Raw genomic sequence first — 19215 nt, 5'->3', positions numbered from 1 at the left:
ATGGCCGTCTCCCGCACCGCGCGCATCCTCTCCACCGTGCCCGTCGGCGAGCGCGGGCGGCTCCTCCAGTTGCAGGTGCAGGGCGAGGAGGAGCTCGGCTTCACCGGCGGCCAGTACCTCATCTTCAACACCGGCGTGCCGCGCGCCGATGGCAAGGCGCACAAGCGCGCCTACTCGGTGGTGTCGAGCGACGAGGACCAGCGCACCTTCAGCATCTGTGTCTACCGGCTGGCCCAGGGGCCCGGCTCGGCCATGCTGCACGAGGCACCGGTGGGCGCGGAGCTGCCGTTCAGCGGGCCCTGGGGCAGCTTCCTCCCGGACGACGCCACGCCCCGGAGCACGTTGGTGGTGGCCACCGACAGTGGCATCACCGCCGCGCTGGGACTGGTGCACGGCCGCGCCTTCGCCCCGCAGCGGACGCGCACGCGGCTGCTGTGGTTCTCCGAGTCGCCCACGGTGTTCCTGTCCGCCGACCGGGTCCGCGAGGAGGTGGAGGCGCTGGGGTGCCGCTTCCAGCACCACGACTGTCCGCCGCCGGGACATCCGGAGCGCACCGCGCCAGCCGTGGCCCTGGCCCTGGAGGCCGCGCGGGCCCATGCGCCCGAGCGCGTCTACCTCGCCGGGGATGGGGCGGTGTTGCACCCGCTGCGGCAGTCCCTGGTGGAGGCCGGACTGGATGCGGGTGCCATCCGGCTGGAGTCCTTCTTCAACAACCCGGCCCGGAAGGCGGCGGCATGAGCGAAGCGCCTCCCGCCCGTGACAAGCGTGGCACGCGCACCGGCTTCACCACCGGGGCCTGTGCCGCCGCGGCCGCCAAGGCCGCCACGCGCGTGCTGGTGCGCGGCGAGCGTCTCACGCACGTGGAGACGACGCTGCCCAACCGGCAGCAGGTGACGTTCGAACTGCACCGCTGCGAATGGGACGGGGAGAAGGCCCGCTGCGGCATCATCAAGGACGCCGGGGATGATCCGGACTGCACGCACGGCGCCGAGCTGATCGCCGAGGTGCGGCTGACGGACGACGGCCGGGTGGTGCTCGAGCGGGGCGAGGGAGTGGGGATCGTCACCAAGGACGGACTGGGACTGGAAGTGGGCAGCCCGGCCATCAACCCGGTGCCGCGCCGCAACATCACCGAGATGGTGCTGGAGGAGCTGCCCGAGGGCCGGGGCGCCATCGTCACCATTCATGTCCCCCGAGGAGAGGAGATGGCCCTTCAGACGCTCAACGCGCGCCTGGGCATCCTCGGCGGCATCTCCATCCTGGGGACCAGCGGCATCGTCCGGCCCTACTCCACCGCCGCCTACAAGGCGAGCGTGGTGCAGGCCATCGACGTGGCCCGGGCGCGCGGTCACACCGAGCTCGCCTTCACCACCGGAGGCAAGTCGGAGAAGTACGCGATGGGCCTCCTGCCCCACCTCGCGGAGGAGTGCTTCATCCAGGTGGGCGACTTCATCGGCGTGGCCATCCGCCACGCGGCCAGGAAGCAGGCGGCCCGCGTCCACGTGGTGGGGATGATGGGCAAGCTGTCCAAGATGGCCGATGGGCGCATGCAGACGCATGCGGCCGGCTCCGAGGTGAACATGGAGCTGCTGGCCAGCCTGGCCGCCGAGGCGGGTGCGCCGGAGACGCTGGTGGCCGACATCCGGACCGCCAACACCGCGCGCCACGTGCTCGAGCTGTGCGCCGCCAACGGTCTCACCCACATCACCGGCCTGGTGTGTCAGCGCGTCGTCGAGCAGTGCACCCGCCACGCGGGGGGGCCGCTCGAGGTCCGCGCCACCCTGGTCGACTTCAACGGAACCCTGCTCGGGCAGTACCCGGACGAGAGGAGAAACGCGGCATGAACGACATGCGGCAGATGACGACGCTCGGGCGTCGCATCGAAGACGAGAGCTTTTCCATCATCGACAGCGAGGCCGGTCCGCATTCCTACGGCCCGGGCGAGTGGCAGGTGGTCCGGCGCGTCATCCACGCCACCGCGGACTTCGAGTTCAAGGAGCTGGCCCGCTTCTCTCCCGATGCCATCTCCGCGGGCATCGCCGCCCTGCGCGCCGGCAGCCCCGTCCTGGCCGACGTGAAGATGATCCTCGCCGGGCTCAACGAGGAGCGGCTCGCCGCCTATGGCTGCCGGACGCACTGCTTCATCTCGGACGCGGACGTCATCGCCGCGGCCCGCGAGGCGGGCTCCACCCGCGCCATCGAGTCCATCCGCAAGGCGCACCGGCTGGGGCTGCTGAACGGGGCCATCGTGGCGGTGGGCAACGCGCCCACCGCGCTCCTGGAGGTGGCCCGGCTGGTGAAGGAGGAAGGGGCTCGCCCGGCGCTGGTGGTGGGCGTGCCGGTGGGCTTCGTGTCGGCGGTGGAGTCGAAGGAGGCCGTGCTCGAGCTGCCGGTGCCGTACATCGTGGTGCGGGGGCGCAAGGGGGGAAGCACCATCGCCGTGTCCATCATCCACGCGCTGCTGATGCTCAGCGCCGACGGGGAGCGGACATGAAGCCGGTGGTGGTGGTGGGCATCGGGGATGACGGCTGTCTGGGCCTGTCGGCGCGCGCGGCCAACGCGGTGGCGCAGGCCCGGGTGCTGGTCGGCGGCAAGCGCCACCTGGAGTTCTTCCCCCAGTTCTCCGGGGAGCGCCTCTCGTTCAGCGGGGGCATCGGTCCCACGCTGGAGCGCGTGGCCGAGCTCGCCCAGGAGAATCAGGTGTGCGTTCTCGCCTCGGGAGATCCGCTCTTCTTCGGCATCGGCGCGCAGGTGGCCAACAAGGTGGGCGCCGAGCACGTCGAGTTCATCCCCCACCCCTCCTCCGTGCAGTGGGCCTTCGGCCGCATCGGCGTGTCCTGGGACGACGCGGAGGTCATCTCCGTGCACGGCCGCTCGCGCGAGGGGCTGTGCACGCGGCTGCGTCCCCTCGCCAAGGTGGCCCTGCTCACCGATGGTGAGAACACGCCCCCGGTGCTGGCGCGCCACCTCCTGGAGTACGGCGAGCGCGGCTTCACGGCCTGGGTGTGCGAGAGCCTCGGCAACCCGGGGGAGCGGGTCCGCTGCTTCTCCCTGGAGGCGCTCGCGGAGTGCACGGACATCGGGCCCCTCAACGTCATCGTGCTCCTGAGGACGGATCCGAGCTGGCGTCCACCGCCGCGCCTGTCCTTCCTCCACGAGGACGCCTTCGCCAAGCGCATGCCCAAGAAGGGCCTCATCACCAAGCGCGAGGTGCGCCTGCTGTCGCTGGCCCAATTGGAGATCCGTCCCGACAGCGTGGTCTGGGACATCGGCGCGGGCTCGGGCTCGGTGGGCATCGAGGCGGCGCTGCTCGCCCCGAGGGGACGCGTCCATGCCATCGAGGTGGACCCGGAGGGCGTGGCCCTGTGCCGGGAGAACGCGCTCGCCCACGGCGTGGACAACCTGCGCGTCATCGCGGGGCGCGCCCCGGAGGCCCTCGAGGGACTGGAGACGCCGGACGCCGTCTTCGTCGGCGGCAGCAAGGGCAGCATGCGCGACATCATCGACGTGGCGTTCGCGCGCCTGCGCGAGGGCGGCCGGCTGGTGGTCAACGCCATCACCCTGGACAACGTGGCCGAGGCCTACGCGGCCTTCCGGGCGCACGGAGCGACGCCGGAGGTGACGCTGCTCAACGTGTCTCGCGGCGAGCCGCTCGCGCACTACCTCCGGTACGAGGCGCAGAACCCCATCCACATCTTCGCGGCCACCCGGCCGGCTGCGGCAAAGGGAGACGAGTCATGAGTGGCGTGTTGATTGGCGTAGGCGTGGGACCCGGCGCTCCCGACCTGATGACGCTCCGGGCGGTGAACACGCTCCGGACGGCGGACGTCATCGCGATTCCCCGGCGCTCGGCCTATGACGAGTCGTTCGCCTGGCGCATCGCCAAGGACAACGTGGGCGAGGTGCCCGGGCAGGAGCGCCTCTTCCTCACCTTCCCGATGACCAAGGATCCGGAGCGGCTGCGGCCCGCCTGGGAAGAGGCGTACGCGCAGCTGGCCCCGCGCCTGGCGGCGGGCAAGCGGGTGGCCTTCATCACGGAGGGAGATCCGCTCATCTACAGCACCTTCATCTACCTCCTGTCGGAGGCTCCCCACCGCTTCCCCGGGGCGCGCACCGAGGTGGTGCCCGCGGTCTCCTCCATCACCGCCGTGCCCGCGTCGGTGCAGGTGCCGGTGGCCGACGGACAGGAGCGCATCGCCGTCCTGCCCGCCACCTACGGCGTGGAGGACCTCGCCCGCGTGCTGCGCGACTTCGACACCGTGCTGCTGATGAAGGTGAGCTCCGTCATGCCGCAGGTGGTGGAGGCGCTCGAGCGCGAGGGCCTGCTGGAGCGCGCCGTCTACGTGTCGCGCGCGTCCACGGGCCAGGAGAAGGTGGTGCGCGACCTGCGCAGCATCCGCAACGACAAGTGCGACTACTTCTCCATGGTGGTGGTGGCGAAGAAGGATCGCAGTGGCGTGCTCGCTGGCCGTTTCGCCCAGACGGCGGAGGTGGCCCGGTGAGTCTCCCCGCGGCTCGCAAGCCCTTCGCCGTCTACGCCATCACCCTGCACGGGCTGGCCATCGCCGAGCGGCTCCTCGCGGGGCTGCCCGGCGCGGAGCTCTACGTCTCCGAGAAGCTCATGGCCCGCGCCCCCGCGGGCGCCCTGCCCATGCCGCTGCCCATGGGGCCCACCCTGTCGCGCACCTTCACCGCCTACGACTGCCACGTCTTCATCATCAGCGTGGGGGCGGTGGTGCGGATGATCGCCCCGCTCCTCGAGGACAAGAAGGTGGACCCGGCCGTGGTGTGCGTCGACGACGCCGCCCGCTTCTCCATCTGCGTGCTGTCGGGGCACGTGGGCCGGGGCAATGCCTTCACCGAGCGGGTCGCCGGAGTGCTCGGCTCCACCCCGGTGGTCACCACCGCCTCGGATGTGCGGGGCACCCTCACGGTGGACATCCTCGGGCGCGAGCTGGGCTGGAGGCTGGATGACCTGGAGCGCAACGTCACGCGCGGCTGTGCCGCCGTGGTGAACGAGACCCCGGTGCTCTTCGTCCAGGAAGCGGGCGAGCCCTCCTGGTGGCCCGAGGACAAGCCGCTGCCTCCCGGCGTGCGGTACACGCGGAGCCTCGACGGAGTGGACCCGGGGGCGTGGGAGATGCTCCTCATCGCCACCGACCGGGACCTCCGCGAGACCCACCGCGCCCACTGGGAGAAGGCCGTCATCTACCGGCCCCGCAGCCTGGTGCTGGGGATCGGCTGCGACCGGGGCACCCCGGAGGAGCTGGTCGAGCGGGGCGTGGCCCAACTGCTCGCACAGGCCCTGCTGTCACCCGCCTCCGTGAAGGCGGTGGCCACCGTGGACCTGAAGGCGGACGAGCCGGCACTGCTGGCGCTGTGCCAGAAGCATGGCTGGGCGCTCCAGACGTATCCAGCCGCGGAGCTGGACGCGGTGCCCGTCCCCACTCCCTCCGAAACGGTGAAGCGGCACGTGGGCACCCGGGGGGTCGCGGAGCCAGCGGCGCTGCTCGCCTCCGGGGCCACCGAGCTGCTCGTCCGCAAGCAGATCTACACCGAGCCCGGCGCCGGACGTTCCATGACGTTCGCCGCCGCGCGCATTCCTCATTCGCCTCGAAAGGAGCTCGTCCATGTCTAGCGGAGGAGTCCTGTCCGTCGTCGGTATCGGGCCCGGTGATGGAGCCCATGCCACGCCCGCCGCCCTGGAGGCCATTCGCGCCGCGCAGGTGGTGGTGGGCTACCGCACCTACGTGAAGCTCGTGCGCCACCTGCTCGAGGGCAAGGAAGTCGTGCAGACGGGCATGACGGAGGAGATCGGCCGGGCCCGCTCGGCGGTGGAGCGCGCTCGGGCCGGTGCCAACGTGGCGCTCATCTCCTCCGGGGATGCCGGCGTCTATGGCATGGCGGGGCTCGTCTTCGAGGTGCTGCGCGACCTGGGCTGGACGCGCGGGCAGCCCCCGACCCTTCAGCTCATCCCCGGCATCACCGCGGCCAACTCCTGCGCCTCGCGCGTGGGAGCCCCGCTGGTCCACGACAGCTGCACCATCTCCCTGTCGGACCTGCTCACGCCCTGGCCCGTCATCGCGAAGCGCATCGAGGCGGCCGCATCGGCCGACTTCGTCATCTCGCTCTACAACCCCGCGAGCGGGCGGCGCACCCGGCAGATCGTCGAGGCCCACTCCATCATCCGCCGCTACCGCGAGGGCACCACCCCGGTGGCGCTCGTGAAGGGCGCCTACCGCGAGGCGGAGAAGATCGTCATGACCGACCTGGACCACTTCCTGGACTACGAGATCGGCATGCTCACCACCGTCATCGTGGGCAACTCGCACACCTTCCTCTTCGAGGGCTACATGGTCACGCCACGAGGCTACACACGGAAGTACACCCTGGAGGGAGACGTGCTGCCGGGACAGCAGCCGGGCCGCTCCCTCGTGCTGCGCGGGGAGGAGGTCTGAGCCATGGCCTTCGTGGGACGTCTGGCCGGAGCGCTGCTTGCCTCCACCGAAGGGGAGTTCTTCCTGGTGGGAGACCTCAAGGAGCCGTGTAACTGGGCGGCGGCGGGCTTCGAGCCGCCTCCCCAGCTGCCAGGGGTGGAGCTGCCCTATGTGCGCCTCTCCCCGGTGCGCACGGTGGAGGTGGCTCGACCGTTGTTGGTGATGGAACTCGAGGGCGAGGCCCTGGCGCGGCTGCTCTCCGAGCGCCTGGTCATCCGCCGCAACGGCTCGGTGTCGGAGCGGCTGTGGCGGCTCGTCACCGAGCACGAGGCGAAGCCGGAGACGGACGCGCGCTGGCTGGCGCAGATGCCCGGACACGTCTGGGACCTGGTCCGCGAAGCGGTGCTGCGCTGCTCCTGAGGAGAAGACAATGAAGGTCTACATCATCGGTGCCGGACCCGGAGATCCGAAGCTCATCACCCTGCGCGGGGCCGAGCTCGTCGAGCAGTGCCCCGTGGTCCTCTATACCGGCTCGCTCGTGCCGAAGGCCGTCATCGCGCGGGCCCGTCCAGAGGCCCGGGTGCTCGATTCCTCGTCGATGACGCTCGATCAGATCATCGACGTCTTCAAGGAGGCTCAGGCGGCGGACCAGGACGTGGCGCGCGTCCACACGGGAGACCCGTCCATCTTCGGCTCCACCGCGGAGCAGCTCCGCAGGTTGGAGGAGCTCGGCATCCCCTATGAGATCATCCCGGGCGTCTCCTCGTTCACCGCCGCGGCCGCGGTGCTGGGCAAGGAGCTGACGCTGCCGGAGCTGTCGCAGACGGTCATCATCAGCCGCGCCGAGGGCCGCACCCTCATGCCGGAAGGGGAGAAGCTGGAGGACCTGGCGCGCCACCGTGCCACCCTGGCGCTCTTCCTCAGCGCGGGCCTCATCCGCGACGTCGTGGAGCGGCTGCTGCCCTCCTATGGACCGGACTGCCCGGTCGCGGTGGTGCAGAAGGCCACCTGGCCGGACCAGAAGATCGTGCGCGGAACCCTCGCGGACATCGGTGACAAGGTGCGCGCCGAGCGCATCAACGCGACCGCGATGATCCTCGTGGGCGAGGTGCTGGAGGCGAAGGACTTCGCCAACTCGCGCCTGTACGACCCCTCCTTCACCCACCGCTTCCGAAGGGGGACGGACGATGCACGCTGACCGGCCGCCGCGCATCGCCATCACCGGCTCGGCCGGCGTGGGAAAGACGACGCTGGTGCACGCACTGGGAAGCCGCCTCGGGCTGCCCCTCGTCCCCGAGGAGACCCGGGAGCACGTCATGCGCACCGGGAAGCGCCTGGAGCAGCTGCCCATCCCCGAGCGTGCGAAGGCACTCCGGGAGCTGTGGGCCGTGCGCCGGCTGCGCGAGGAGGAGCGGCGCGAGGGCTTCATCGCGGACAACTGCGCCTCGGACTTCGCCGCCTATGCGCTCCAGCACAGGTGCGCGGAGCTCGTCCCGGAGCTGCTCGAGGACTCGGCCGCCGCGGTGCGGAACTATGATGCCGTCTTCGTCCTCCCCTGGGGTGTCCTCCCCTACGAGCGGGACGGTGTCCGGGGAGACAGCGCGGTGGACGAGCTGCGCTACCAGCTCGTGCTCGAATCGCTCCTGCGCCGCTCCGTCCCCGCCGAGCGGTTGCACTTCGTCCCGGACGCCCTCACCACGCTGGAGGACCGGGTGCGCTTCTGCCAGGAGCGCCTCGGGTACCCCAAAGACGAGCGCCGGGGCGGCTTCGTGTCCCTGGTCGGAGCGGGGCCCGGAGACCCGGGGCTGCTCACCGTGCGCGCGAAGGCGCTGCTGCAAGAGGCGGAGGTCGTGGCCTACGACGCCCTCATCCCCCCGGCGGTGCTCGCGGAGATCGGCCCCCGGGCGGAGCGCATCCTCGTGGGCCACCGCAACCAGGGCGCCACCCAGGCCGGCTACCGGCTGCACCCGGCGGTGCTCGAGCGGGCCCGTGCCGGGCGGCACGTGGTGCGGTTGAAGCAGGGAGACCCGTTCATCTTCGGCCGGGGCGGCGAGGAGGCGGAGGAGCTGCTCGAGGCGGGGATTCCCTACGAGGTGGTTCCAGGCGTCTCCGCCGCGCTCGGGGCCGCCGCCTACGCTGGCATCCCGCTCACGCACCGGGAGCACGCCTCCGACGTCTCCTTCGTCACCGGGCATGACATCGAGGGGCCCCGGAGCCACACCTGCTGGGAGAAGCTCGGCGCGGCCGGAGGCACGCTGGTGCTCTTCATGGCCACCCGGAAGCTGGAGGCCAACCTGGCCCGGCTGGTGGAGTGCGGGCGCGCTCCCCAGACGCCGGCCGCCTATATCGCCTCGGCCACCACGCCCGAGCAGCTGGTGGTGGTGGGGACCCTGGAGACGCTCGCCGCCCAGGTGCGGGAGCGCAACGCGCTGGGACCGCCGGCACTGGTGGTGGTGGGCGAGGTGGTGCGGCTGCGCGAGCGCCTCGCCTGGTTTGAACGACACGCACGCGGGAGTGGAACATGAGCGCGAAGCAGCCGAAGGGCCTGCTGGTCGTCTACACGGGAGATGGCAAGGGGAAGACCACCGCGGCGCTCGGGGTGGTGTTCCGCGCGCTCGGCCGGGGCATGAAGCCCGCGGTGGTGCAGTTCATCAAGGGCAAGTGGAAGACGGGTGAGCGCACCTACGCGGAGACCCTGCCCGGGCTCGTCTTCCTCACCATGGGCCGGGGCTTCACCTGGGAGAGCGAGGACCTGTCCCGGGACAAGAGGGCGGCCCAGGAGGCCTGGGCCGAGGCCCGGCGCCTGATGACGAGCGGCGAGCACGAGGTGGTGGTGCTCGATGAGCTGACGTACGTCATCAACTACGGCTTCGTCCCCATGGAGGAGGTACTGGAGGCCCTGGCGGCGCGTCCTCCCCACGTGCACGTCATCGTCACCGGCCGCTCCGCCCCGGAGCCCCTGCTGGCCGCCGCGGAGCTCGTCACCGAGATGCGGTGCGTGCGCCATCCCTTCGAGAAGGGCATTCCCGCCCAGGTGGGGCTCGACTTCTGATGGACGCCACTCCCCTCATCCCCCGGCTGGTGGTGGCGGGCACCGCCAGCGGCGTGGGCAAGACGACCGTCATGGTGGCCCTCACCCGGGCACTCCAGGCGCGCGGTCTGAAGGTGGCCACCTTCAAGTGCGGCCCGGACTACCTCGACCCGAGCTACCACGCGCGCACCACCCGGGCGCCGTGCCACAACCTCGACGGCTGGCTGATGGGCCGCGATGCCGTCGTCTCCACCTTCCGCCACGCCAGCCAGGGCTGTGACGTGGCCCTCATCGAGGGCGTGATGGGGCTCTATGACGGGGCCTCGCCGGACTCGGAGGAGGGCTCGGCGGCACAGGTGGCGAAGTGGCTCGCGGCGCCCGTGCTCGCGGTGGTGGACGCCTCGGGCATGGCGCGCACCATCGCCGCCATCGGCACCGGGCTGGCGGCCTTCGACCCGGCGCTGAAGGTGGCGGGCCTCTTCGCCAACCGCGTGGGCAGCCGCAACCACCTGGAGCTGCTCCAGCGCGCGGCGCTCGGCACGGCGGTGCCCGTGGTGGGCGGGCTCCCCGAGCAGGAGGCACTCGCCTTCCCCGGGCGCCACCTGGGCCTCCTCACCGCCTCCGAGGACAGCATCCCCACGCAGCGCCTCGACGCCTGGGGCGCGCTCCTCTCCGAGTGGAACGACGCGGCCACCTTCCTGCGGCTCGCACGCGAGGCCCCTGCCCTGCCGGAGGCACCGGACGAGCAGCTCTCCGAGGCCCCCGTCACCTGCCGCATCGCGGTGGCCCAGGATGCCGCCTTCCACTTCTATTACGCGGACAACCTGCGGCGGCTCGAGCGGCTCGGCGCGCAGTGCGTGCCTTTCTCTCCGCTCTCGGACACGGCCCTGCCGCCGGACGTGCATGCCCTCTACCTTGGGGGAGGCTACCCGGAGCTCCACGCGCGGCAGCTGGCGGACAACCAGTCCCTACGGCGCGCCATCACCGACTTCTCCGCTCGCGGCGGCCCCATCTACGCCGAGTGCGGCGGGATGATGTACCTCGCCCAGGCCGTGCGCACCCTCGACGGCCAGGACTTCCCCATGGTCGGGCTGGTGCCCGGCGTGGCGGTGATGGCCCCCAAGCTCCAGGCGCTCGGCTACGTGGAGGTAGAGACGACGGTGCGTACGGTGCTGGGCGGAGCGGGGCTGCGCTTCCGCGGGCACCAGTTCCGCTACTCCACGCTGGAGGGAGTCCCCGCCCAGGGTGGCGCCCTGCGCATCCGCAAGCGGCGCGGTGGCACCACCCATGGCGAGGGCTTCGGCCCACCCAACGTGCTGGCCTCCTACGTCCACGCCCACTGGGCCTCCAATCCCCTGGTCGCCGAGGGACTCGTGGCTTCCGCGCGCGCCTTCAAGGAGCAGCGGTCATGACGGCCGCCCTCACCGCGCCGGAGGTGGAGGCGCCCTCGATGGAGGGAGGTGGGCGGCTGCTGGTGGTGCGCTTCGCCCGTCCCCACGCGGTGCTCTCCTGGGCCGTCATCAACGGGGGCCGCCGGCGCGCGCGGGCGGTGGTGTGGCGGCAGGTGCGCGATGACGAGCTCGTCCCGGGAGTGGACCCGGTGGCACTCCTCGCGGCCAGCCTCGGGGAGGAGTCGCCGGAGGAGACGGTGGGCCTGCTCACCTCGCGAGACGTGTCCACCTTCGATGACGTGCGTCTCACGTCCGGCGGGCTCTCGGCGCGCTGCGTGGCCACCGTGGGGCTGGGCAACGCGCTGGCGGCCGGAGACGAGCCCGGGCCGCTGCGGCGCGTGGGCACCATCAACCTGCTGTGTCAGCTGTCCCGTCCCCTCTCGGAGGGAGCGCTGGTGGAGGCGGTGGCGCTGGCGGCCGAGGCTCGGACGGCGGCCCTCATGGAGGCACGCGTGCCCAGCCGCCGTTCGCTGCGGGTGGCGACCGGGACGGGCACCGACTGCATCGTGGTGGCGGCTCCGGAAGGGCCCGGAGGCGAGACGTACGTAGGCAAGCACACCCGGTTCGGCGGCCTGCTGGGTGGCGCGGTGCGAGAGGCCACGGCGCGCGGCGTACGCCGTTGGTTGGAAGAGCGAGGTCTCCGGTGAGCGGAAGAATCATCCTGGTGGGCGGAGGCGTGCGCTGTGGAAAGAGCCGCTTCGCCATCGAGCTGGCGCAGACGGTGGGAAAGCGGCGCACCTTCATCGCCACCTCCGAGCCCTTCGACGACGAGATGCGCGAGCGCGCGCGGCGCCACCGCGAGGAGAGGTCGGACCGTTTCGACACGGTGGAGGAGCCGCGCCGCCTGTGCGAGGTCCTGGAAGAGGACACGGCGGACGTGGCGGTGGTGGACTGCGTGACGCTGTGGCTGTCCAACCTGCTGCTTCGAGGGGATGAGCCGGAGGCCATCCTGCGCGAGGTGGATCGGCTGGTGGGAGTGCTGCGGCGGAGAGGGGCCACCACCATCCTGGTGACGAACGAGGTGGGCATGGGCCTCGTCCCCGAGACGCCGCTGGGACGCACCTTCCGCGACGTGAGTGGTGGAGCCCACCAGCGGCTGGCGGCCGCGGCGGACGAGGTGTACTTCGGCGCGCTCGGGCTGCTGCTGCGGCTGAAGCCGGGGAACCTGGTGGTGGGGACAGCCAGATGATGGACGGTGGAACGCACGCGGCCGTGGTGCTGGGGGCCGCGCTCGTGGTGGACCTCGCCTGGGGCGAGCCCCCCACGGCGGTGCACCCCGTGGTGTGGATGGGACGCCTGCAGCGGCGCTTGCGCAAGCTGGCGCCCCGTGCGCCCCTTCCCGCCTTCCTCCACGGGCTGGGAATGGCGTTGGCCGGGCCCCTCGTCTTCGGACTCGGAAGCTGGGCGCTGCTCCGCTTCGTCTCCCCTTGGCCCCTCGTGCAGTTGGCACTTGAGGTGTACCTCCTCAAGAGCGCCTTCGCGGTGCGGGCCCTGGCCGAGGCGGGTCTGGCCGTCTTCCGCGCCCTGCACCAGGAGGATGCACCCGCGGCGCGGCTGGCCTTGCGCAGCCTCGTGTCGCGCGACACCTCGGACCTCGAGCCTCCATTGCTGGCGGCTGCGGCGGTGGAGTCCGTCGCGGAGAACACCTCGGACTCGGTGGTGGCACCCCTCCTCTTCTACGCGGTGGCGGGAGTACCGGGTGCCCTCGCCTACCGTGCGGCCAACACCCTGGACGCGATGATTGGATACCGCGGAGAGCTGGAGTGGCTGGGCAAGGCCGCCGCCCGGCTGGACGATGTCCTCAACCTGGTGCCGGCGCGCCTGTCCGCCGCGCTCCTCGTGCTGGCCTGCGCGCTGTGTGGTGCCTCTCCGGCCCGGGCGGTGCTCTCCTGGTGGCGCGATGGGGCCGCCACCGAGAGCCCCAACGCTGGCCGTCCCATGGCCGCGGTGGCCGGCGGACTGGGGGTGGAGCTGGAGAAGGTGGGGCACTACCGGCTGGGCACCGGAGGACGCCAGCCGGGAGCGGAGGACATCCGCCGGGCGGTCTTCCTCATGGTGGCGGCCTCGCTCCTGGCCGCGGCGTTGACGGCCGCCTATGTCGGCGGGGAGGGGTTCCGTGTTGCCCTCGCCTCGCCCTGAGCTGGAGCACCTGGAGCCCACTCCGCACGGAGGGGACGCGGCGCCCGGGTGCGTGGACTTCAGCACGGGAGTCTCCCCGCTGCCTCCGCCGGAGGCGGTGCTCGAAGCCTTCCGTGCCGCCGACGTGCGGCGCTACCCCCACCCCACGGCCCTGCCCCTGCGGGAGCGCCTCTCCGCGCTGCATGGGGTGCCACTCGACGGGGTGGTGGTGGGCAATGGCTCGGTGGAGATCATCTGGGCCCTGGCCCGCGCCTTCGCGGGCCCGGGGCGTAGCGCGCTGGTGCTCACCCCGGCCTTCGCGGAGTACGCACAGGCGGTACGCGCCAGCGGCGCCACGGTGGAAGCATTGGCCGCGAAGGAGCCTCCCTTCGAGTGGAGCCCCGAGGAGCTGCTCGCCACGCTCCACCGTCAGAGGCCGTCCCTCCTCTTCATCTGCCGGCCGAGCAATCCCTGCCTCTCCGTCTTCCCGATGGAGGCGATCTGGGCCGCCGCGGCCGCCGCGCCCGAGACACTGGTGGTGGTGGACGAGGCCTACCAGCCCCTCTTCGAGGCAGTGCCCTCCGTGCACCCGGAAGGCAATGTCGTCGTGCTGCGCTCGCTCACCAAGGTGTTCGCCCTACCGGGGTTGCGGCTCGGCTATCTCCTCGGAGATCCGCGATTGGTGCGCGCGGTACGAGCGGCGCTCCCGCCCTGGAACGTGTCGGCTCCGGCGCTGGCGGCGGGACGGGTGGCGCTCGAGTGCCTCGGGCAGGTGGACGCGGTGAGGACGGAGGTGACCCGGCTGCGCGAGGCGCAGGAGGAGACCCTCACCGAGGCCGGTGCCCGGGTGGACGCCACCGGGGGCACGTTCCTGCTGTGCCGGGTGCCCGAGGCGCGCACCTTCGCCACCGCCGCCGTCCACGCTGGCATCCGGGTGCGCGACTGCACCAGCCTCGGACTTCCCCAGCACATCCGCGTTGGGGTGAGACCCGAGGCGGACCATCCCCTTCTGCGCGCCGCCTGGAGGCGCGTCCGGGAGACGCTCGAATGAAGGCCCGTACCCTGATGGTCCAAGGCACCGCTTCCAGCGTGGGCAAGAGCCTGCTGGTGACGGCCCTCTGCCGCATCTACGCGCGGCGGGGGTTCAAGGTGGCGCCCTTCAAGTCGCAGAACATGGCCCTCAACTCCGCGGTGACGCCGGATGGAGCGGAGATTGGCCGGGCGCAGTATGCCCAGGCCGAGGCGGCACGAGCGGTGCCGTGCGCGGAGATGAACCCCATCCTCCTCAAACCGGAGACGACGTCCGGCTCGCAGGTGGTGGTGATGGGCCGGGTGCTGGGGAGCATGCACTTCCGTGACTACCACCGGCGCAAGCCCGAGCTGCGCGAGGTGGTGGGCCAGGCATTGGACACCCTGCGCGAGCGCCATGAGCTGGTCATCATCGAGGGAGCGGGCAGCCCGGCGGAGGTGAACCTCAAGGACCGCGACATCGTGAACATGTGGGTGGCCGAGCGCGCCGACGCCCCGGTGGTGCTGGTGACGGACATCGAGCGGGGCGGAGCGATGGCGGCGCTGGTGGGCACGCTGGAGCTGCTGGAGCCCTCCGAGCGGGAGAGGGTACGGGCCCTGGTGGTGAACAAGTTCCGGGGAGACCCCACCCTCTTCCAGGGAGGGGTGAGCTTCCTCGAGCAGCGGTGTGGCATCCGCGTGGCGGGGGTCATCCCGCACCTGGGAGACACGGGCATCGCCAGTGAGGACTCGCTGGACCTGCGGCCCGGAGAGGCGAATGGCGGGGCACTGGTGTGCATCGTGAAGCTGCCGCGCCTGTCCAACTTCGATGAATTCGAGCCCCTGATGCGCGAGCCGGGAGTCGAGGTGCGCTGGTGCGAGCGGCCCGAGGAGTTGGAGGGAGCGCGGCTCGTCATCGTCCCGGGAACGAAGTGCACGGCGAACGACCTGGCCTGGCTGCGGCGCACCGGGCTGGCGGGGGCGCTGGTGCAGCGAGTGCACGCGGGCCAGCCGGTGCTGGGCATCTGCGGCGGCTATCAGATGATGGGCGAGCGCATCCTCGACCCGCTGGGGGTGGAGTCGCCGGAGCCGGACGTGGCGGGGCTGGGCCTGCTGCCGGTGGTGACGCGCTTCGAGAAGGAGAAGGTCACCTCGCCGGTGTCGCTGCGGCTCGGGGAGGGACTGCCGGGGATGCGCACCGCCGGAGGGGCCGAGGTGCGGGGCTACGAAATCCATTGTGGCCGGGTGACGGTGGCGCCGGGCGCGCGGCCCTTCGGCACGTGGATGCGGCGAGGGAACGAATCCTGCCAGCTGGCCGAGGGCTGCGTGGCGGCTGACGGGAGGGTGGCCGGCACCCTCGTGCACGGCCTCTTCGAGAACGAGGCGGTGCGGCGGGCGTTGCTGTCGGAACTCGGCGTGACGGCGGGGGCGCCACGGGCCGACCCGTACGAGGTGCTCGCCGACCACTTCGCGAGCGCACTGGACCTCGGCTACCTGGATCGGATGGCGGGGCTATGAGCGGACAGGAGAACGGGATGAGTGCTCGGATTCCGGAACTGGACCAGGCGGCGGCACGGAGCGCGAGGGACAGGCAGTCCCGCCTCACCAAGCCCGCGGGAAGCCTGGGGATGTTGGAGGAGGTGGCGGTGAAGCTGGCCGCCCTGCAAGGCACACCGCTGCCCCGGAGCCGGCCGGCGGCGGCGCTCCTCTTCGCCGCCGACCATGCCGTCACCCGTCACGGCGTCTCGCCCTACCCCTCGGCCGTCACGGCGGCCATGGTGGAGAACTTCCTGCGGGGAGGCGCGGCGTCCAGCGTCCTGTGCCGGCAACTGGGAGTGCCGCTGCGCGTGGTGGACGTTGGGGTGATGCGGCCGCCCGCGCTACCTTCCGGTGAAGGCATCTGCTTCCGGCGCGATCCGGTGGCGGACGAGCCCGGGGGAGACCTGCGGGTGGAGGATGCGATGAGCGAGGCCACCTTCCGGCGCGCGCTGGCGGCGGGGGCCACGGAGGTGGACGCGCTCCCGGACGAGGTGCGGCTGGTGGTGCTGGGAGAGATGGGCATCGGCAACACCACGGCGGCGGCGGCGGTGGCGGCGCTCCTGCTCGGGCGGAAGGCGGAGGAGATGGTGGGCCGGGGCACGGGCGTGGACGACGCGGGCCTGGCGCGCAAGGTGGAGGTGGTGGGCGATGCGGTACGGCGGCTCGAGGGCGCGGGCCCCGAGCGAGCCCTCCAGTCCGCCGGAGGAAGGGAGCTCGCGGCCCTGGTGGGGGCGGCGGGGCGAGCCATCGAGCGGCGCAAGGCCATCCTGGTGGACGGCTTCATCGTCTCGGTGGCCATGCTGGCCCTGGAGCGGATGGCGCCGGGCGCGCGGGAGTGGATGGTGTTCGCCCACCGCTCGGCCGAAGCGGGCCACCGGCACGTGCTGGAAGCACTGGGCGCGCGGCCCCTGCTCGACCTGGGATTGCGGCTTGGAGAGGGCAGTGGCGCGCTGACGGCGCTGCCCCTGGTGGACGCCGCGTGCGCGCTTCACGCGAACATGGCCACCTTCGAGGAAGCAGGCGTACCGGACAAGGGGCGGGGCTGATGCGATTTCCTCCCGTGCTTCGGGGAGCCCGCGCGGCCTTCGCCTTCTACACCCGCATTCCCGTCGGGGGTTTTCCCTACGACCCGGCCGACTGGCAGTGGGCCTCGGGGTGGTTTCCCCTCGTGGGCACCTGCCTCGGTGGGCTGCTGGCGCTGATGTGGATGGCCGTCGAGCGCGCGGGACCCCTGGCCGCCGCGGCGCTGGTGGTGGGGGTGGGGATGCTCCTCACGGGGGCCTTCCACGAGGACGGCCTGGCGGATACCGCCGATGCGCTCGGGGGAGCCTACGAGCGCACGCGCCTCTTCGAGATTCTCAAGGACAGCCGCATCGGCTCCTTCGGCGCGTCGGCGCTGATCGTCGTGCTGGTGCTGCGCATCGCCCTGCTGGCGCGACTCCAGACGCTCGCACCCCTGGCCCTCGTGCTCACCGGGTGCTTGGCGAGGACACCGCCCATCTGGCTGATGATGGCCCTCCCCTACGTGACGAGCGAGGCGACCTCGCGCAGCCGGACCGTGGCACGCATCACCGGAGCCCAGGCGATGCTGGCCACGGTCTGTCCCGTCCTGCTGACGGGGGCGTTCCTCTGGAACGGCTGGCTGGAGGCGACCACCGCGTGGGCACTCCTGGCCGCCGCTGGCCTCACCGCGCTCGTCTGCGGTTGGCGCTTCCACGTGCGGGCAGGAGGCATCACCGGAGACTTCCTCGGGGCCACGCAGCAGGTAGGCGAATGCGCCCTCCTGCTCGTCCTGGCACTGGCTCGTGGCGAAGGGGCCTGAGCGCTGCCCCGCGCCTACAGCTTCGCGAGGGCCGCGTCGTAGTTGGGCTCCTGGCCGATCTCCGGCACCTGCTCGGTGTAGAGGATCTTGCCGCTCTCATCGAGCACGACGACCGCGCGCGAATAGAGGCCCGCCAGGCCGCCCTCCTTGATGGTCACGCCGAACTGCTTGCCGAAGTCGCCACGGAAACCAGAGAAGCTCAGCGCCTTCTCGATGCCCTCGGCGCCGCAGAAGCGCTTGAGCGCGAACGGCAGGTCCATCGAGATGTTGAGCACGGTGACGTTGGGCTTCTCGGTCGCGCGCTTGTTGAACGTGCGCACCGACGTCGCGCAGACGCCGGTGTCGACGCTGGGGAAGATGTTGAGCACGCGCTTGCCGGGGATGGACGAGAGCTTCTTGTCGGTGAGGTCCAGGCCCGTGAGCGTGACATCCGGCGCCGTGCTGCCCACGGCGGGCAGGTTGCCCTCGGTCTGGATCGGGTTGCCCTTCAGGGTGATCTTGGCCATGGAAACGTCTCCTTGGAGGTGAAGGGCCCCGTCGTAATGGCCCCGTGGGGCGAGCACCAGGGAAACGTGGTTCCGGTGTCAGGCCGGAATCACCCGCACGGGCAGTTGCACGAGTGCACGAACCTGGATGGACCTCTGCCACTGCGGCGCCTCTGGCCCGCGTGACATACTCCGGATGCGCGGCAGCAGCGCCTCCAGCGCCACACGTGCCTCCAACCGGGCCAGGGGCGCCCCCAGGCAGAAATGGATGCCGTGCCCGAAGGGGATGTTGACCAGGTCCTGGCGTCCGAGCACGAAGCTCTCCGCGTCGGGGACGTACTGCTCGTCCCGGCAGGCCGAGTTCAGCAGCAGGACGAGCACGGAATGCGCGGGCAGCTTCACGCCGCCCAGCTCCGCTTCCGCCGTCGTCAGTCGGAAGGTGGATTGGGCCGGAGACTCGTAGCGCAGCACCTCCTCGACGAAGGAGGCGAACAGGCCCGGCTCGGCTCGCAGACGCTCCAGCAGCTCGGGGCGATCCGCCAGGAGGAGGGCCACGTTGCCCAGCAGGTTGGTGGTCGTCTCCAGGCCCGCCGCCAGGAGCGCGAAGAGGAAGTTCATCAGCTCCGCGTCCGAGAGCGCCTCGCCCTCCACCCGGGCCTCGAGCAGTGCGCTCACCAGGTCGTTGCCGGGCTGACGGCGGCGTTGCTCCACGACCTCCTTCAGGTAGCCCTCCATCTCCTGGATGGAGCGCTGGACCTGCTGCTGCCGCTCGTGATCCGCCGTGGAGATGGCGCTGATGATGGCGAGATGGTCGGACCAGACCTTCAAGTGCGAATGGATCGAAGTATCCAGCCCCAGCAGGTGACCGATGGCGGCCGCGGGCAGGGGAAGAGCCAGTGCCCGCATGAAGTCCACCTCCTGGCGCTCCAACATCTCGTCGACGAGCCTCTCGGCGGTGGCACGGAGGAAGGGCTCGAGCCTGGCGATGGCAGTGGGGGTGAAGGCGCGGCTGACGAGCGACCTGGACCGTCCGTGCCGGGGCGGGTCCATCACCAGCAGGGAGCGAGCCAGCGGGTTGTATCCCAGCCAGGGCGGTTCCATGGAGTGCGCGAGCCCCGCGGAGGAGAAGAGTTGGGGGTCCTTGAGCACGCTCACGACATCCGCGTAGCGGGTGACGGCCCACAGCCCGCCCGGCTCCACCTGACACACCGGGGTGTCGCGCCGCATCTGGGCGAAGACGGGATAGGGGTTGGCCAGGAACTCGGGAGCCAGCAGATTGACGCGTCCACTCAAGGTGCACACCTCCGTCCCGCATCCTACGCCA

At 71.5% G+C, this 19215-nt stretch carries 21 protein-coding genes; 19 read left to right on the top strand and 2 right to left on the bottom strand.

Annotation, left to right across the window (positions count from 1 at the left end; translation table 11 throughout):
• The 19 genes from JRI60_RS14855 to JRI60_RS14765 are packed head-to-tail and all read left to right on the top strand — an operon-like array spanning position 1 to position 17406.
• A complete protein-coding gene (locus JRI60_RS14855; protein ID WP_204226512.1) occupies positions 1-738 on the top strand; it encodes an FAD-dependent oxidoreductase in 738 nt (245 codons plus the stop codon).
• On the top strand, positions 735-1844 hold the full coding sequence (locus JRI60_RS14850; protein ID WP_204226511.1) for a cobalt-precorrin-5B (C(1))-methyltransferase: 1110 nt from the start codon (positions 735-737) through the stop codon (positions 1842-1844). The genes JRI60_RS14855 and JRI60_RS14850 overlap by 4 nt, the downstream gene beginning before the upstream one ends.
• Positions 1841-2494 carry a precorrin-8X methylmutase gene (locus JRI60_RS14845; RefSeq protein ID WP_275439266.1) on the top strand — a complete coding sequence of 218 codons (654 nt, stop codon included), beginning with the start codon at positions 1841-1843 and terminating at the stop codon, positions 2492-2494. Before JRI60_RS14850 ends, JRI60_RS14845 begins: the two co-directional genes overlap by 4 nt.
• A complete protein-coding gene (gene cbiE / locus JRI60_RS14840; protein WP_204226509.1) occupies positions 2491-3741 on the top strand; it encodes a precorrin-6y C5,15-methyltransferase (decarboxylating) subunit CbiE in 1251 nt (416 codons plus the stop codon). The genes JRI60_RS14845 and cbiE overlap by 4 nt, the downstream gene beginning before the upstream one ends.
• Positions 3738-4502 (top strand): precorrin-2 C(20)-methyltransferase, encoded by a 765-nt coding sequence (gene cobI / locus JRI60_RS14835; protein WP_204226507.1) that lies wholly within the window; start codon positions 3738-3740, stop codon positions 4500-4502. Before cbiE ends, cobI begins: the two co-directional genes overlap by 4 nt.
• Complete coding sequence (locus JRI60_RS14830) at positions 4499-5638, top strand: cobalt-precorrin 5A hydrolase (protein ID WP_204226505.1); 1140 nt, start codon at positions 4499-4501, stop codon at positions 5636-5638. The genes cobI and JRI60_RS14830 overlap by 4 nt, the downstream gene beginning before the upstream one ends.
• On the top strand, positions 5631-6458 hold the full coding sequence (gene cobJ, locus JRI60_RS14825) for a precorrin-3B C(17)-methyltransferase (protein WP_204226504.1): 828 nt from the start codon (positions 5631-5633) through the stop codon (positions 6456-6458). Before JRI60_RS14830 ends, cobJ begins: the two co-directional genes overlap by 8 nt.
• Positions 6459-6461: 3 nt before the next feature.
• Positions 6462-6857 (top strand): precorrin-3B C(17)-methyltransferase, encoded by a 396-nt coding sequence (locus JRI60_RS14820; RefSeq protein ID WP_204226502.1) that lies wholly within the window; start codon positions 6462-6464, stop codon positions 6855-6857.
• Positions 6858-6867: 10 nt separating this feature from the next.
• On the top strand, positions 6868-7635 hold the full coding sequence (gene cobM, locus JRI60_RS14815; RefSeq protein ID WP_204226500.1) for a precorrin-4 C(11)-methyltransferase: 768 nt from the start codon (positions 6868-6870) through the stop codon (positions 7633-7635).
• A complete protein-coding gene (gene cobA / locus JRI60_RS14810; protein WP_204226499.1) occupies positions 7625-8962 on the top strand; it encodes a uroporphyrinogen-III C-methyltransferase in 1338 nt (445 codons plus the stop codon). The genes cobM and cobA overlap by 11 nt, the downstream gene beginning before the upstream one ends.
• Complete coding sequence (gene cobO / locus JRI60_RS14805) at positions 8959-9489, top strand: cob(I)yrinic acid a,c-diamide adenosyltransferase (protein WP_204226498.1); 531 nt, start codon at positions 8959-8961, stop codon at positions 9487-9489. Before cobA ends, cobO begins: the two co-directional genes overlap by 4 nt.
• Positions 9489-10880: a cobyrinate a,c-diamide synthase gene (locus JRI60_RS14800; RefSeq protein ID WP_204226497.1), complete on the top strand. Its 1392-nt coding sequence runs from the start codon at positions 9489-9491 to the stop codon at positions 10878-10880. The genes cobO and JRI60_RS14800 overlap by 1 nt, the downstream gene beginning before the upstream one ends.
• On the top strand, positions 10877-11566 hold the full coding sequence (locus JRI60_RS14795; RefSeq protein ID WP_204226496.1) for an adenosylcobinamide amidohydrolase: 690 nt from the start codon (positions 10877-10879) through the stop codon (positions 11564-11566). Before JRI60_RS14800 ends, JRI60_RS14795 begins: the two co-directional genes overlap by 4 nt.
• Positions 11563-12108: a bifunctional adenosylcobinamide kinase/adenosylcobinamide-phosphate guanylyltransferase gene (gene cobU / locus JRI60_RS14790; protein WP_204226495.1), complete on the top strand. Its 546-nt coding sequence runs from the start codon at positions 11563-11565 to the stop codon at positions 12106-12108. Before JRI60_RS14795 ends, cobU begins: the two co-directional genes overlap by 4 nt.
• Complete coding sequence (cbiB, locus tag JRI60_RS14785) at positions 12105-13058, top strand: adenosylcobinamide-phosphate synthase CbiB (RefSeq protein ID WP_239470530.1); 954 nt, start codon at positions 12105-12107, stop codon at positions 13056-13058. Before cobU ends, cbiB begins: the two co-directional genes overlap by 4 nt.
• Positions 13036-14088 carry a pyridoxal phosphate-dependent aminotransferase gene (locus JRI60_RS14780; protein ID WP_204226494.1) on the top strand — a complete coding sequence of 351 codons (1053 nt, stop codon included), beginning with the start codon at positions 13036-13038 and terminating at the stop codon, positions 14086-14088. The genes cbiB and JRI60_RS14780 overlap by 23 nt, the downstream gene beginning before the upstream one ends.
• Complete coding sequence (locus JRI60_RS14775; RefSeq protein ID WP_204226493.1) at positions 14085-15563, top strand: cobyric acid synthase; 1479 nt, start codon at positions 14085-14087, stop codon at positions 15561-15563. The genes JRI60_RS14780 and JRI60_RS14775 overlap by 4 nt, the downstream gene beginning before the upstream one ends.
• Before the next feature lie 17 nt (positions 15564-15580).
• Positions 15581-16630 carry a nicotinate-nucleotide--dimethylbenzimidazole phosphoribosyltransferase gene (gene cobT / locus JRI60_RS14770; RefSeq protein WP_204226491.1) on the top strand — a complete coding sequence of 350 codons (1050 nt, stop codon included), beginning with the start codon at positions 15581-15583 and terminating at the stop codon, positions 16628-16630.
• Positions 16630-17406 carry an adenosylcobinamide-GDP ribazoletransferase gene (locus JRI60_RS14765; protein ID WP_204226489.1) on the top strand — a complete coding sequence of 259 codons (777 nt, stop codon included), beginning with the start codon at positions 16630-16632 and terminating at the stop codon, positions 17404-17406. The genes cobT and JRI60_RS14765 overlap by 1 nt, the downstream gene beginning before the upstream one ends.
• Positions 17407-17420: 14 nt before the next feature.
• Here the strand turns inward: JRI60_RS14765 and tpx are convergent, their stop codons facing one another.
• Together tpx and JRI60_RS14755 are read right to left on the bottom strand one after the other, a co-directional pair.
• Positions 17421-17912 carry a thiol peroxidase gene (tpx, locus tag JRI60_RS14760; protein WP_204226488.1) on the bottom strand — a complete coding sequence of 164 codons (492 nt, stop codon included), beginning with the start codon at positions 17910-17912 and terminating at the stop codon, positions 17421-17423.
• A gap of 78 nt (positions 17913-17990) precedes the next feature.
• Positions 17991-19184, bottom strand: coding sequence for a cytochrome P450 (locus JRI60_RS14755; RefSeq protein WP_204226486.1), 1194 nt, complete (start codon positions 19182-19184; stop codon positions 17991-17993).
• Positions 19185-19215 lie beyond the last annotated feature (31 nt).

The organism is Archangium violaceum (assembly GCF_016887565.1).
Classification (GTDB): Bacteria; Myxococcota; Myxococcia; order Myxococcales; family Myxococcaceae; genus Archangium; species Archangium violaceum_B.
This window is presented reverse-complemented; position numbering and strand designations above follow the sequence as displayed.

Excerpts from the sequence above, each read along its gene's own strand:
- JRI60_RS14765 (WP_204226489.1), top strand. The coding sequence starts at position 16,630 with ATGCGATTTCCTCCCGTGCTTCGGGGAGCCCGCGCGGCCTTCGCCTTC.
- cbiE (WP_204226509.1), top strand. The coding sequence starts at position 2,491 with ATGAAGCCGGTGGTGGTGGTGGGCATCGGGGATGACGGCTGTCTGGGC.
- cbiB (WP_239470530.1), top strand. The coding sequence starts at position 12,105 with ATGATGGACGGTGGAACGCACGCGGCCGTGGTGCTGGGGGCCGCGCTC.
- JRI60_RS14820 (WP_204226502.1), top strand. The coding sequence starts at position 6,462 with ATGGCCTTCGTGGGACGTCTGGCCGGAGCGCTGCTTGCCTCCACCGAA.
- cobO (WP_204226498.1), top strand. The coding sequence starts at position 8,959 with ATGAGCGCGAAGCAGCCGAAGGGCCTGCTGGTCGTCTACACGGGAGAT.
- cobM (WP_204226500.1), top strand. The coding sequence starts at position 6,868 with ATGAAGGTCTACATCATCGGTGCCGGACCCGGAGATCCGAAGCTCATC.
- tpx (WP_204226488.1), bottom strand. The coding sequence starts at position 17,912 with ATGGCCAAGATCACCCTGAAGGGCAACCCGATCCAGACCGAGGGCAAC.
- JRI60_RS14845 (WP_275439266.1), top strand. The coding sequence starts at position 1,841 with ATGAACGACATGCGGCAGATGACGACGCTCGGGCGTCGCATCGAAGAC.
- JRI60_RS14775 (WP_204226493.1), top strand. The coding sequence starts at position 14,085 with ATGAAGGCCCGTACCCTGATGGTCCAAGGCACCGCTTCCAGCGTGGGC.
- JRI60_RS14850 (WP_204226511.1), top strand. The coding sequence starts at position 735 with ATGAGCGAAGCGCCTCCCGCCCGTGACAAGCGTGGCACGCGCACCGGC.
- JRI60_RS14795 (WP_204226496.1), top strand. The coding sequence starts at position 10,877 with ATGACGGCCGCCCTCACCGCGCCGGAGGTGGAGGCGCCCTCGATGGAG.
- cobI (WP_204226507.1), top strand. The coding sequence starts at position 3,738 with ATGAGTGGCGTGTTGATTGGCGTAGGCGTGGGACCCGGCGCTCCCGAC.
- cobA (WP_204226499.1), top strand. The coding sequence starts at position 7,625 with ATGCACGCTGACCGGCCGCCGCGCATCGCCATCACCGGCTCGGCCGGC.
- JRI60_RS14800 (WP_204226497.1), top strand. The coding sequence starts at position 9,489 with ATGGACGCCACTCCCCTCATCCCCCGGCTGGTGGTGGCGGGCACCGCC.
- cobT (WP_204226491.1), top strand. The coding sequence starts at position 15,581 with ATGAGTGCTCGGATTCCGGAACTGGACCAGGCGGCGGCACGGAGCGCG.
- cobJ (WP_204226504.1), top strand. The coding sequence starts at position 5,631 with ATGTCTAGCGGAGGAGTCCTGTCCGTCGTCGGTATCGGGCCCGGTGAT.
- JRI60_RS14855 (WP_204226512.1), top strand. The coding sequence starts at position 1 with ATGGCCGTCTCCCGCACCGCGCGCATCCTCTCCACCGTGCCCGTCGGC.